This is a genomic window from Streptomyces sp. TAA040 (genome assembly GCF_000424845.1).
On record NZ_AUKR01000007.1, the window covers coordinates 62,987 to 77,150 of the forward strand.

At 70.4% G+C, this 14,164-nt stretch carries 7 protein-coding genes and 1 pseudogene; 6 read left to right on the forward strand and 2 right to left on the reverse strand.

Translation table 11 applies throughout. From position 1 onward, the window contains the following. The first annotated feature begins 78 nt into the window (after positions 1 to 78). Together H300_RS25510 and H300_RS0107390 are read left to right on the forward strand one after the other, a co-directional pair. Positions 79 to 3,144 carry a DEAD/DEAH box helicase gene (locus tag H300_RS25510; protein ID WP_078515785.1) on the forward strand — a complete coding sequence of 1,022 codons (3,066 nt, stop codon included), beginning with the start codon at positions 79 to 81 and terminating at the stop codon, positions 3,142 to 3,144. 1 nt (position 3,145) lies between these two features. Next, positions 3,146 to 8,668: a hypothetical protein gene (locus H300_RS0107390; protein ID WP_028426926.1), complete on the forward strand. Its 5,523-nt coding sequence runs from the start codon at positions 3,146 to 3,148 to the stop codon at positions 8,666 to 8,668. Between the two features lie 57 nt (positions 8,669 to 8,725). On the opposite strand, the gene H300_RS0107395 is transcribed toward H300_RS0107390, so the two are convergent. Both H300_RS0107395 and H300_RS0107400 read right to left on the reverse strand, forming a co-directional pair. Next, a complete protein-coding gene (locus H300_RS0107395; RefSeq protein WP_028426927.1) occupies positions 8,726 to 8,929 on the reverse strand; it encodes a DUF397 domain-containing protein in 204 nt (67 codons plus the stop codon). Next, positions 8,926 to 9,813, reverse strand: a complete 888-nt coding sequence (locus H300_RS0107400) for a Scr1 family TA system antitoxin-like transcriptional regulator (protein ID WP_051269694.1) — start codon at positions 9,811 to 9,813, stop codon at positions 8,926 to 8,928. The genes H300_RS0107395 and H300_RS0107400 overlap by 4 nt, the downstream gene beginning before the upstream one ends. A gap of 157 nt (positions 9,814 to 9,970) precedes the next feature. On the opposite strand from H300_RS0107400, the pseudogene H300_RS25515 reads away from it, so the two are divergent. The 4 genes and pseudogenes from H300_RS25515 (at position 9,971) to H300_RS31425 (ending at position 14,072) form a co-directional block, all read left to right on the forward strand. After that, positions 9,971 to 10,491, forward strand: a pseudogene (locus H300_RS25515) (ATP-binding protein). An 84-nt stretch (positions 10,492 to 10,575) separates the two neighbouring features. Further along, positions 10,576 to 11,898, forward strand: coding sequence for a DUF262 domain-containing protein (locus H300_RS0107410; RefSeq protein WP_028426929.1), 1,323 nt, complete (start codon positions 10,576 to 10,578; stop codon positions 11,896 to 11,898). Then, positions 11,891 to 13,069, forward strand: coding sequence for a DUF3696 domain-containing protein (locus H300_RS0107415; protein ID WP_028426930.1), 1,179 nt, complete (start codon positions 11,891 to 11,893; stop codon positions 13,067 to 13,069). Before H300_RS0107410 ends, H300_RS0107415 begins: the two co-directional genes overlap by 8 nt. A 55-nt stretch (positions 13,070 to 13,124) precedes the next feature. After that, the gene (locus H300_RS31425) at positions 13,125 to 14,072 is read left to right on the forward strand and encodes a hypothetical protein (protein WP_028426931.1); all 948 of its coding nucleotides are present in this window, start codon (positions 13,125 to 13,127) and stop codon (positions 14,070 to 14,072) included. The last annotated feature ends 92 nt before the right edge of the window (positions 14,073 to 14,164 follow it).

The window sequence follows — 14,164 nt, forward strand, 5'->3', positions numbered from 1 at the left end:
CCGTGAAAGACTCGGGGCCGCATCGAGCGGGCGGTATGTGCCGGCTCGGAAACGGCACGGACAACGGAGTGAGCACGCGTGACGCAGCAGGGCCAGAATCGGTTTCCGGCCGGCGCCCAGATCCTTGTCCGGGACGAGGAGTGGCTGGTCAGGACCGCGCGCCGGACCGAGCACGAGGGTGACCGCATCGAGGCCATCGGTGTTTCGGAGTTCGTCCGGGACGAGGAGGCCGTGTTCTTCACCGGCATCGACACGGTCGAGCTCCTGGAACCGGAGAAGACGCGTCTGGTCCCCGACACCTCCTCCTACTTCCGCCGCGGACGGCTCTTCCTGGAAGCGGTCCTGCGCAAGACGCCGCTGCCGCAGACCGAGCGGGGCCTCGCGCTGGCGGACCGTTTCCTGCTCGACCCGCTGCCCTACCAGCAGCGCCCGGCGGAGCTCGCCCTGTCGATGCGCAACCTGCGCCCCCGCATCCTGATCGCCGATGTCGTCGGCCTCGGCAAGACCCTCGAAATCGGTCTCACCCTGGCCGAGCTGATCCGCCGGGGCCGCGGCGAGCGCATCCTCGTGGTGACCCCGCAGAGTGTCCTGGAGCAGTTCCAGCACGAGTTGTGGACGCGGTTCTCCATTCCGCTGGTGCGGCTCGACTCGCTGGGCATCCAGCGCATCCAGCGGGAGATCCCGGCGGGCCGCAACCCGTTCACCCACTACAAGCGCGTCATCATCTCCGTCGACACGCTCAAGAACATCGGCCAGTACCGGCACCACCTGGAACGCATCCAGTGGGACGCGGTCGTCATCGACGAGTCGCACAACCTGATCAACCAGGGCAGCCAGCGTCGCGCCCTCGCCGAGACGCTCAGCCCGCGCACCGACGCCCTGCTGCTGGCCAGCGCCACCCCGCACAACGGCGACAAGCGCTCCTTCGCCGACCTGGTGGCGCTGCTCGATCCCGCCGCCATCGTGGACCGCGACCACTACGACCCGGCGGGCGACCTCGGGCACCTCTTCATCCGGCGCACGAAGATCAGCCCCGAGGTCCGCGACGGCATCGGCACGCAGTGGGCGGACCGCGGCCCCACCCGCTCGCTGCGCTGCCCGGCCAACGAGGCCGAGGAGCGGATCTTCGCGGAGCTCGCCGAGCACTGGCTGCCGGCGCCGTCCGCCGGCACCGACTTCGGCACGGCGGACCAGGAGCGGGCCCCGGTGAGTACCGACCCGCTCTTCGCGTACAACGTGCTCAAGACCTTCCTCTCCTCCCACGTGGCCCTGCGGGAGCTGGTCGACCGGCGCGTCACCGCGCTCGGCAAGCGGGAGCGGGACGCGGTGGTCGGCGGGAAGCGGCCGGACCCGGCGATCGCCGGGGAGCAGGCCGCCCTGACCCGCCTGCGTGCCCTCGTCGACACGATGGGGGACGGCAGCGCGCCGGGGGACTCCACAAAGCTGGACGCGCTGGTGGAGCAGTTGCGGCAGATCGGGGTCGGACCGGGCAGCGACACGCGTGCGGTGGTCTTCTCCGAGCGGGTCGAGACCCTCAAGTGGTTGGCCGAGAAGGTCCCCGACCGCCTCGGTTTCCGGCGTGGCAAGGACGGCGGCCACAAGGCCGTGCGCCTGATGCACGGCGGCATCGTGGAGGAGCAGCAACGGGTGATCCGGGAGGAGTTCAGCCTCGCGGGTGCCCCGGTGCGGCTGCTGTTCGCCGGCGATGTCGCCTCCGAGGGCGTCAACCTGCACCGCCAGTGCCACCATCTGATCCACTACGACATCCCGTGGTCGCTGATCCGCATCGAGCAGCGCAACGGACGCATCGACCGGTACGGGCAGCTCCACGAGCCGGAGTTCCGCGCGCTGATCCTCACTTCCGCCCGGCCGGGGGCCAAGGACGACAGGACCGTCGCAGAAAAGCTGCTCGTCCGGGAGGAGGAGGCGCACAAGCTGAGCGGCACGGCGGAGGCGGAGACCGGCTACTACCGGGCCGACGAGGAGGAGCGGCGCCTCATCAGGGAACTGGTGGAAGGCGGCACGGTCGAGGACTTCCTCACCTCCGCGCCCGCCGCGGACGACGCCGACCTGGCGGGACTGTTCGGCCAGGTGGACGCCATCACCGAGGTGGAGCTGCCGGCCCGTGCCGAGGTGCCCTCGCTGTTCGACGGCGACACCTCGGCCTTCGTGGACACGGCGCTGGCCGAGCTGTACGAGGACCACGCCGAGGAGGCGATCGGCCTGTCCCGCAGCAGGGACGCCAGGGAGCGCCCGTACTTCTCCCTCTCCCCGGTCAAGGCCCCCGACCTGCTGCGTCGCCTCAAGGCCCTGCCGCCCTCCTACCTGAAGGAGCAGGGGGTGGCCGAGAAGATGATCCTCTCCTTCGACCGCGGCCTCGCCCAGGACAAATTGACCGAGGCCCGCGAGGCGACGGGCACCATCTGGCCCACGGTCTCGCATCTGAGCGACATCCACCCCGTGGTGGAGTGGCTCACGGACAAGGTGCTGGTGCAGTTCGGCCGGCAGGAGGCACCGGTGATCACGTCCCCGTACGTGGAGCACCCGACCTTCCTCATCCAGGGCGTCTGCTCCAACGCGCTCGGCCGCCCCACGGTCGTCCGGTGGATGGCCGTCAGCGCCGACGGGGAAGTCCCCGTGGGCGAGATGACCGACGCCCTGCGGGCGGCGAAGGTCCGTCCCGACCTGGCCCGTACCGGCGATCCGCGTGACCTGGCGCACCTCCGGTCGCTGGTGCCCGCCGCGGTGGCACGGGCCCGCGAGCACGTGGAGGCGTCCAGGGACGAGTGGGCGCGGCAGCTCAGCGGCCCGCTCGCCGAGTACCGGGAGCGGCTGTCCGACTGGCGTCAGGAGTCCCTGGACTCGCTGTCCGGCGGGAGCGCCCGGCGCAAGCGGCAGGTGGAGAAGACCGCGGGCGACCAGGCCGATCTCCTCGACCAGCTGAACACCGTCGGGTCACCCCTCCTGCGAGTCCTGGCAGTCCTGGACCGGCCCGCTCCGGACGGGACTCCGGACGGGACTCCGGACGGGACTCCGGACGGGACTCCGGACGGGGCCGAGGACGGCACCTGGCAGGAGCACGCGGACGGGGCGCCCGCTCACCGCGCCCCCGACCACGCCCACCGATCCGGCGGAGAACTCTGACGTGACGTACGACTCGCTGGTCAACCACGGCGACTACCTCTCGGCGCACTACCTCGCCGAGGTCCTGCCCAGGGACCTCAAGGCGGGCGGCGGCCTCCTGGCCCGGTGGGCCGAGACCGAGGAGCGGGAGAAGCGCGCCCACGCCGACGCGCTCGCCCGTGCCACGTCCGAGGGGCACGATCCCGGGACCGTCCCGCCGCGTGTCCGCACTCCCCGCGAAGGACTGCGCGCCCTGCACGGGCCCTACTTCGCCTCCCGCCCGGACTTCGCCCGGGACGCGGAAGCCCTCGCCGTGCCGGACGCGCCCGTTCCCGCCGACTGGGCCAAGCGGCTCACCGAGCTGCACCTGGGCACCCTGCGCGCGCTCGGCTTCGACGGGGCCCACGAGCAGACCGTCACCGTCCACCGCTCCGGCCACGCGTACCCGGTCCAGGTCCTGCATGCCGAGCCCGGCCTGAGGGCCGTCTCCTGCGGCTGGACCGACGCGCCGGACGCGGCCCTCGACCCGGACGGCGCGGGCCGCCTGCTGCACCCCGTCGCGCTGGAGGCGGCGGCCCGCCTCACCGACGCGAAGGCCCTGACGGACTTCCTCTTCGAGTGCGACGAACCGCCGCGCTACGTCCTGATGATGGCCGGCGGCGTCGTCGTGCTCGCGGACCGGCTCGCCTGGCACGAGGGCCGCTACCTGGCCGTCGGACTGGACGCCGCGCTGCACCGGCGTGACGTCCGCAACGGCGGGGAACTCGACACGGTCGCCGCGCTGTTCGGCGCCGACTCCCTCCGGGTCCCGGAGCAGGGCGGGACCGCGCCGCTGGCCGGCTTCGTCGACAGGTCGGGCAAGCACGCGGTCGGCGTCTCGACCGAGCTGCGGGAGGGGCTGCGGCTGTCCGTCGAGTGGATCGCCAACGAGGTCCTGGCCAGGTTGCGGGACCAGGGCGTCCGCCCGGAGCAGATCGACGAACCGGATCGCCTGGCCAAGGCACTCGGCCGGGAGTCGCTGCGCTACCTCTACCGCGTCCTGTTCCTGCTGTACGCCGAGGCCCAGCCGTCGCTCGGCATCCTCCCGGCCGACGATCCCGAGTACGCCCGGGGCTACGGTCTCCAGCGCCTCGGCGACCTCGTCGTCCGCGACCTGGTGGGGGAGCGGTCCCGGAACGGCTACCACCTGTACGAGTCCCTGGACCTCCTCTTCCAGCAGGTTCAGAAGGGCCACCGGGAGTTCGGCAGCGAGCCCGAGGACCTCGCGGCCCGGGAGGCCGACCGTGCGGCGGGGGAGGCCGAGCGGGAGGCCGCCGAATCCCTGGCCGCCGGGACCATCACCCGGGACGAGTACACCGAACGGGTCCGGGAGGCCGACCGCGCCCGCAAGGCCGCCGCCCGCAGTGCCGACGTGGGACTGCGCTTCGAGCCGCTGCGCTCCGACCTGTTCGAGAGCGACGCGGTGGGCCTCATCTCGGCCGACCGGATCGAGAACCCGGCCTACGAGGAGGGCTCCGGCCTGCCCGAGTTCCTGGACACCCGGCTGCGCAACGAGACACTGCACAAGGTGCTGCGCCGCCTGATGCTCACCAGGGGCCGGGGGCGCGAACGCGGCGGGTTCATCTCGTACGCGCAGCTCGGGATCAACCAGCTCGGCGCGGTCTACGAGGGCCTGATGTCCTACACCGGGTTCATCGCCGACGAGGACCTGTACGAGGTGGCCAAGCGAGGCGACGCGTCCGGCGGGAGCTGGATGATCCCCGCAGGCCGGGTCCAGGGCTACCCGGACGAGGTGTTCGTCGAGCGCCCCCACGAGGAGACCGGCCGGCCGGTGCGCGTCGTCCATCCCCGGGGCTCGTTCGTGTACCGCCTGGCGGGCCGGGACCGCCAGACCTCCGCCTCCTACTACACGCCGAAGTCGCTGACCGAGGTCACCGTCGAACTCGCCCTGAAGCACCGCCTGGACCAGGACGGCACGACGACGAGGGCCGAGGAACTGCTCGGCTGGAAGATCTGCGAGCCCGCGCTGGGTTCCGGGGCGTTCCTCAACGAGGCCATCGACCAGGTGGCGGCGGAGTACCTGCGGCGCCGGGAGCGGGAGTTGGGCCGCCGCGTCGACCCGGAGGCGCGGCCGGTCGAACTCCAGAAGGCAAAGGCGTACATCGCCCTGCACAACGCGTACGGCGTGGACCTCAACGCCACCGCCGTGGAGCTGGCCGAGGTCTCGCTCTGGCTGAACTCCATGCACCCCGGCATGCGCGCGCCCTGGTTCGGCCTGCACCTCAGGCGCGGCAACTCCCTCATCGGCGCCGGCCGCAAGGTGTACGGCGCGGACGCGCTGACAACCGGCCCGTGGCTGTCGAAGAAGACGCCGCTGCCGCCCACCGACCTCCCCTTCCGGGACGGCGAACTGCCGGACGGCGCGGTGCACCACTTCCTGCTCCCCGCACTCGGCTGGGGCGCGGTGGCCGGAGAGGCTGAGGCGAAGAAGCTGGCGGAGGACGAGGCAGCAGCGCTCGGCCAGTGGCGCAAGGGCGTGCAGAAGGCACCCAAGGGCAAGCCGTTCGAGGAGCGGGACGACGAGTCGCCCGAGAAGCGGCAGGCACGGTACGACAGGTGGGCGAAGGCGGCGGCCAGGACCGAGCGCGGCCGAGTGCAGGCGGTGGCCCGCCGGGCCGAGTTCCTGTGGAGCCTGGTCGCCAAGCGCCTGGAACTCTCCGAGCGCAAGATCTCCCGGCGGATCGACGTGTGGGGCGCCGGCTGGCTGGACCCCGCGCCGGAGGCGGCGGACAAGCAACGCGTCCTGGACGACCTGACAGCGGCCGGCACGCCGTACTGGCGACTGAAGACGGTCATGGACGTGTGGTGCGCACTGTGGTTCTGGCCGCTGGACAAGGTGGGGCTGCTGGACGGCACCGACCCGACGGCCTACGAGCCGGGTGACGAGGTGCTGACGCCGTTGTTCACTCCGGTGACGACGGAACCGGAGCCCGCCTCTCCGAGCAGTCCCGCACCGGGTGACGCCGGCTGGCAGGCCGCCGGGCTCTTCGACCACCCCGACGGTGAACAGGGCGAGCTGAGTGAGGCCGCTGCGGACAGCGCCAGGGGCCTGGAGGTCAAGGGCCTGCGGACCAAGGGGCGCCGGGCGACCGGCAGGAAGGCCGGGATCGTCGAGGACCGGCGCCGCCCGGTCGTCCCGCTGAGGACGTTCGCCGACTGGCTGGAATTCCTGGAACTGACCCTCGGCACAAGGGACGCCGACGCCGGTTCGTTCCTGGACGGCCTGGACGACCTCCCCGTGGACGAAGCACTGCCGCTCCTGGAGACGTACGAGCGCAGCCTGGACGGAGTCCTCGGCATGGACTCCCCGTTCAAGCTGGCCGAGCGCTTCCCGTGGCTCAACGTCGTCGAGGACATCGCGGGCACCAACGGGCGCGACATCAGGACCGAGGACGGCCACGGCTTCTTCCACTGGGAACTGTACTTCGCCCACGTGTTCCGGCAGCGCGGGGGATTCGACCTCCAGGTGGGCAACCCGCCCTGGGTGCGGCCCAAGTGGGAGGAAAGCCCGTTGCTCGCCGAGTACGAGCCGTGGTTCATGCTCAAGGAGAGGCCGACGAACGTTGAGCGCAGACGGCGGCGGGACGAACTGCTGACGTCGGAGTCCGTGCGCGGCTACCTGCTGAACGAGCTGGCAGCACACAGCGGTACGGGAGCCATGCTCGGTTCCGGCCTGATCTACCCGTTGCTGCCGGGCACACAGCCGGATCTGTACCGGGCTTTCATGTGCCGTACATGGGAGCACATGGCGGAGGAGGGGACGGTTGGGCTCGTCCACCCCGGCTCGCATTTCAGCGGCGACAGGGAAGCGCGCCTGCGGGAGGCTGCCTATACGCGACTCCGAGTGCACGGCGATTTCGTGAACCAAGGCAATCGGTTCTTTCCACCACCTGTGGGACACGCCAGCCATTTCGGAGTGCATATCTATGGGCAGGAGGGCGAGATCGGCTTTGATCATCTGTCGTGGCTGGTTTCCGTGGATGCGCTGAGGCTATCGGCGCAGGATGATGGAACCGCGCCCGCCCCGGGTATTCGGTACGCCGGTAAGTGGGACGAGCGCCCACATCGTAAGCGGATCGTTCGGGTGAACGAGGAGGCACTGGAGCGATGGCAGCGCCTGACGGGCGATGAGGGGCGGCAGCCCGTGCGACAGGGTCGGCTGCTTTCCCCGGTGAGCACGGCCGAGGACCCGGCGATCGAAGCGCTGGCTGATTACCCACTGCGGCTCGCGAACTACGACCCTCAAATCAGCAGCGGGTACCACGAGAGCGGTGCCAAGGCGGCCGGCCTCATCGACTACAACGTGCCGGATGCGACGGGTGCAGTGCAGCGGCCGGAAGACTGGTCCGGGGTGATCCTCAAGGGGCCGCAGATCGGCTTGGCGAACCCGATGTTCAAGCAGCCCAGCCAAGGCGCCGGTGAGGTACTGGGCCTCAACCCGCTGACGCTGTCGGATGACGCGGTCCCAGAGTCCGAGTACGTGTACGTGGCGAAGCCCGCCACATGCCGCGCTGCCCAGGACGTGTGGAGCGATCACCGGACGCTGGACGAGCTACGGGCGTCGGACAGTGAGGTGACGCGGGCGCGAGCCGCTGTGGCCGAGGCAAAGGGCGTTGCCCCTGAGGAGGTCACGGTGGAGGAGGTGGACGGACAGTTGGTGCAGCGGTTGCGACGGCCGTATACCGATTTCTACCGGATGGGGTGGCGGGAGATGATTGCTCCCGATACGGAACGCAGCCTATACACTGCGATCATTCCGAAGGGCGCGGCGCACGTTGACCTCGTGCACAGTGCAGTAGTTGGAAATGTGCACCTCACGGCCCTCACCGCCGGTTTCTGGGCCGGAATGCCGGTGGACTACTTGTTGCGAACTACTGGCGTTGGTCACTTGAAGAAGGCTCCTGCGTGCAGGATGCCTGCTCCTAATCTGGATCACCCCCTCGCATCGGCCCTACTCCTCCGTACCTTGCGTCTCAACTGTTTGACGAGCGCTTACGCTGACCTCTGGCACGAGCTGTACGATCCGACCTGGCCCGGCTATGAGTCTTGGGCTCACGATTGGTCCGATCTCCAGCCGCTGCACGCTGTCACTCCGGACTGGACCCACGACGTCCCGCTGCGGACCGAGCGTGCGCGTCGTGCGGCCCTGGTGGAGATCGACGCCTTGGTTGCGGTGTGGCTGGGAGTTAGCGCAGACGCTTTGGGGGCTATGTACACGTCCCGCTTCCCGAACATGCAGGACTTCGATGCCGTCACGTGGTTCGACGCCAACGAACGGAAGATTGCTGGAGTCCGGCACGCTTACGGCTTCGGCCAGACCAGGGAAGACTACGAGCAGTTCGTCGCCTACAACAACGACGAGCGCTCGGAACCCCCGGAGGGGTACACGGCTCCGTTCTACAAGGCCGAGCGCGAGAAGGAGATGCGTGCTGCGCACGCTGTGTTCGCTGAGCGGCTGCGGAAGGCGCGGGAGCAGCAGGGGTGACGTGAGTGCCCTGTACGGGACCGGGTCCCGTACAGGGCACTCATGCAGCCAACGGCGTCAGGCTTGTCGTGCGTAGGAGACGAAGTTGTCCCATGTCCCGGCGGTGACCGCGAGTTGCGGGCTCTGCCGGAGCTTGGAGTCCCGTACGTGGACCGTGCCGGCTGGCGCCGCCTCCGCCCCGGACATCGCAACCTCGACGCAACTGTCGCCTTGCGAGCCGCTGTAGCTGCTCTTGAACCAGGCCAGCTCAGACGTGTTCATAGCGCTCCTCGCATCCGCTTCAACAGGCCCAGGGAGTCCTCAGGGGTCAAGGCCTGTGAACGCATCTTGGCATAGCGCTGGTGCAGACGGCTGATCTCTTTCGCGTCAACGATGAGGCGACCGTTCTCCTGTCCCTCCGAGTACCCGTACCACCGGTTCTCCGGGGTCTCCGCCAGTTGAAGCGGCCCGTCCAACCCCGCGTGCACCGGCTGCCGCAGGGGCATGAGCTGGAACTCGACGTTCCAGTGCCGGTCGACGACGGCCAGCAGGTGGTCGTACAGCTCGCGCGTCACGGCCTCTCCACCGGTGTGCCGGTCGAGTACGGCCTGCTCCACGATGAAGCTGAACGCCGTGGGCGGCTTCCGGCTGGTGGCCAGCAGGTCTTGGCGGGCCACTCGCGCCGTGATGCGTTCGCTCAGTTGCTGCTCGTCCGGCAGGGGCGGGACGCTGAACGACACCGCCCGCGCGTAAGCCTCCGTCTGCAACAGCCCAGGGACCACCCGGCACTCGTACGTGTACAGGCCCACCGCCTCCGCCTCGAACTTGGCCCACTGCCGGAACCAACTGGCCAGTCCCGGCTGCCGGGAGAGGTGTCGTGCCGCGCCCCGCAGCGTCCCGAAGGCGTCGAGCGCCTCCTCCGCCCGCTCCACGAAGTCCGGTTGCGGGAAGCGGCGGCCCTGCTCGATCTTCGCGACGGTCTGGGCCGAGTACCGCACCAGTTCCGCGAAATCCTCCTGTGTCAGCCCGGCTCGTTTGCGGAAGGCCTTGAGGACCTCACCGAACGTCCTGAGACTGTCGGACACCTCCGGTTCGCTGCCGCCCCCCGTACCGCCTGATCTGCTCGTACTGCTCGTACTGCTCGTGCCGTCTGTACCGTCCGTCATGCGAGGACACCTCCCGTACGTCTGTCCCGCAAACCCTTTCGCTCCGACCATGGTCACGGTGGACTGCCACCCCTGTCTACTGTGCGTACTCGTACGCTGACGCAGAGTGCGGATGGCTGGTGTGGTGAGCGGCGCCCCGTGCGGCCAGCCTGGCAGCATGACGTCACGTACCGCCCCTCAGGCCCCGGCCGCCGTATGTGTGTTCGTGCAGCGCTTCAGCTCCCCTGCGCGCGGGGCCCGGCTCGCGGCCCTCTCGCCCTGCACCGGCTGGATGTCTGGGGTGTCCCGTACGGCTCGGAGACCTCGGACACCGCCGCGCTGGTCGTCGCGGAGCTGGCCGCGAACGCCGTCACCCACGGCCGGGTTCGCGGCCGTGACTTCGAGGTGCGGCTCAGCCTCGACGCCTGCACGCTCCGGATCGACGTGTCGGACCCGCGCGGGGAGCGCCGCCCCGACGGCCCGGACGCGCTCACCGCCCGTGCACCCGCCCTTGCCCGCGCTCCCGGACCCGCCCCCACCGGCACTTCCGAACCCACCCCCGCTGACGTGGCGGACGGCGGGCGGGGGCTGCTGCTCGTCGACGCGCTGGCCGACCGGTGGGCGGTCCTCGACAGGGCGGCCGTCGACAGGGCGGCCGTCGGCAAGACGGTACGCGCCGAGCTGGACCTGCCGCGCTGACGCGCCGGGCCGCCGTCTATAGGCTGGGCAGCCGACCACGGACCATGGTCATCAGCGGCGGCGGAGGCGACGGGGAGTCATGACGTGACGGGGCTTGAGGACAGCGGCAGCGGACGGGCGAGCGGATCGCGGGGGCGGGACGTCGGCTTCCGGCGGTACGAGTTCCCACCGGAGGACACCGAACTGCTCCAGACCGGACTCTTCCCCTCCCTGCACGGCCCCGTCGAGATCGGCGGCGACGGCCTGCCGACCGGGGTGGAGCTGGAGCAGCCCGCCGACGAGGAGGGCACGGAGCCCGGCGGGTCGGCCGGCAAGGCCCCGGTCGACTCCGACGAGATCTCCGCGCCCTTCCGGCCCGAGAACATCAAGATCGAGACCCAGACGACCACCGTGGACCTGCTGCTGTCCCGGCTACGGGAAGGCATGATCGACCTCGCGCCCGACTTCCAGCGCCGGGCCGGTATCTGGACGGATGTGCAGCAGAGCCGGCTGATCGAGTCGCTGCTGCTGCGCATCCCCATCTCGTCCTTCCACATGGCGCAGGACGAGAACGACGACTGGGCCGTCGTCGACGGCATCCAGCGGCTCACTGCCATCGCCCGGTTCATGGAACCGGCGGCGGTGGGCATGCCGCCGCTGGCCCTGCGCGGTCTCGACTACCTGCGCGACCACCACGGCAAGGGATACGCGGACCTGACAGGGCGGCTGCGCATCAGGCTGCGCGAGACCCAGCTGGTGGTGCACATCATCCAGCAGGGCACGCCGGAGGCCGTGAAGTTCAACGTGTTCTCCCGCATCAACACCGGCGGGCTGCCGCTCACCCCGCAGGAGATCCGGCATGCGCTGGTCGACGGGCCGGTGCGCGGCTACCTCGCCGACCTGGCCGAGGACCCGGCGTTCGGCAACGCCACGGGGCACAGCGTCTCCAACGAGCGGATGGCCGACCGGGAGATGGTGCTGCGCTTCCTGGCCTTCCGGCTGAGCGACCCGGCCAAGCACACGCAGCGCGACTTCGACCAGTTTCTCGTCACCGCCATGCACGGCGTCAACCGGTTGGGCGACGCGGGTCGGGAGGCGCTGGCCCTGGAGTTCCACAAGGCGATGTGGTGCGCTTCGGACATCTTCGGCCCGTACGCGTTCCGCAAGTGGCGAGGAAAGAAGGGCCCCAAGTCCCCAGTCAACAAAGCCCTGTTCGAGACCGTCGCGGTCAATCTGGCCGCTCTGGACGATCACCAGCGTGCAACGCTGGTAACGTCGCGTGACGAGGTGCTCAAGGGCTTCTTCGAGCTGATGAAGGACTGGGACTTCGACCGGGCCATCTCCGTCGCGACCGGCGACACGAAGAAGGTGCGCAAGAGGTTCACCGCGATGGCGGAACTGTTCCGGGGGGTAGCGAACCGTGATTGACCAACTGACACTGACGAACTTCAAGGCGTTCCAGCACGTGGACCTGCCGTTAGGCCCCCTGACGCTGCTGACCGGCCTCAACTCCTCCGGCAAGAGCAGCGTCCTCCAGGCCCTCGGCCTGCTCCAGCAGTCGTACACCGCCGGTGACTTCGACGACGTGCGCGACCTGGTGGAAGCGGCCGGTTCCGGCGAGGTGACCGGCCTGGACAACGGCTTCCTGCTCAACGGCGAACTGGTCTCGCTCGGCACCGGCCACGACGTCCTGCACGAGGACTTCACCGGCGACGAGCCGGAGATCGTACTCGCCGTCAGCGAGGGCGCGTACCGCTACGCGTGGTCCGTCGCCTACCAGCGGGAACAGAACCTGCTGCCGCTCACCGGCGTCGACATCCCCCTGACCAGCGAGGGCGCCACGCCCCCGGAGGGCGCCGCCGCCGTCGTCCCCGGATACTTCACCGCCGGGTTCCAGTACCTGCACGCCGACCGCATCGCGCCCGCCGAGTTCTATCCGCGCGACCACCACGCGGCCATCGGACGCGGCTTCCTCGGTGTGCGCGGTGAGCACACCGTCAACTATCTGCGTCACCACTCCAGGGACGAGGTCCCCGACGGGCCGCTGCGCCACCCGCGCGCGGACTCGGCGCGGCTGCTCGACCAGGCCGCCGCGTGGATGGGGGAGCTGTGCCCCGGCGTGGACCTCCGGGCGGCGGCCATCGAGGGCACCGACTCGGTACGCCTGTCCTACGGCTTCGACGGCCCGCGCGGCACCCGGCGGCGCCCCACGAACGTCGGCTTCGGCCTCACCTACGCCCTGCCGGTCGTCGTGGCCTGCCTGACGGCGAAACCCGGGTCGCTCGTCCTGCTGGAGAACCCCGAGGCGCACCTGCACCCGCGGGGCCAGACGCAGATGGCCGCTCTCGTCTCCTCGGCCGCCGGACACGGGGCGCAACTCGTCGTGGAGACGCACAGCGACCACGTGCTCAACGGGGTGCGGCTCGCCGTCAAGCGGGGAGTGCTGGCACCGGAGGCGGCCGTCCTGCACTACTTCCGGGGCGGTCGCACAAGCAGCGAGGTGGCAAGCCCCCGCATCGACCGCAACGGGCTGCTCGACCAGTGGCCCGAGGGGTTCTTCGACGAGCTGGAGAACACCCTCGACGAGCTCCTGGCCTGAGAACCGGCCCGGAGGCCTGCCGAGCAGGCGGGGAAGACACCACGGAGGGGGAAGTGTGCCGCTGCTGTTCCTGAACGACATCTCCTGCACCACCAGCTGTGACCCGGCGCGCGCCGAGCGGGCCATGACCGAGCTGGCGCGGGCCGTCCTCGCCGTTCTCCGCGCGGACCGGGCGGGCACCGTCCTGGTCAGCAGGGACCCGATCACCGGGCTCCAGATCGCGGACGGGCATCCGATCGGCAAGTGGCACGGCAACCCGAGGAACCGCGATGCCTGGCGGCGGCTTCTCCAGATGCAGAGCAAATGGCCGCACCGCGTCGTCTTCCCCGACGGGCAGGACCACTACGACGTCGAGTACCGGCACCGCGGCGAGACGGCGGAGGGGCTCGGCGCCGCCCACCTCATGGACGGGCTCGGGGTCTCCCTGCCGGTGGACTCCTGCTGGGACGCCGACCGGGTGGTCCTGGAACGTGAGCAGCTGGTGGAGGGGGACGGGGGCGCGTACCGCGCGGAGACCGACGAGGTCCAGGTCCGGCACATGTCCCGAATCGCCCACTGCGAGGCGCACGGCGCCTGGCTGCGGGAATCCGTCGAGGCGGCCCGCAGCGGCGGCCTGGCCGCCGTGCGCCGGGGCACGGACCTGTGGGAACGGCGGGCCGCACTCTTTCCCCGCCTCGAATGGCTGCCGCGCGTGGAAGGGGATCTGCGGAACCTGCCCGAGGTCTGGGTGCGGCCCGTACGGGACCGCCTCGCGGAACTGCAGGAGGCAGTGGCCGGCTGGGACCCCGGGGCCCGGCCGATCGGACCGCAGTGGAGATCCGACGTGCGCACCGAGTTCGAGTCCCGCAGACGGCTGTGCTGGTTCGCTGAGGAGGACGGCACCTCGCAACTGTTCGACTGGCACTGCGAGTTCCTTCCGAAGCCGGGCCGCATGCACTTCCGGCTGCTGCACGACCGAAGCACCCTGCGCATCGCCTGCGTGGGGCGCAAGCTCGGCGTCTGAGCCGCGGCGCCACCGGCATCACCGCAGCTCCACGACGCACGGCCGGGCCGGATACGGTCGTCGCGCGTCTACGGTAGGGACGTGGCCCCGAG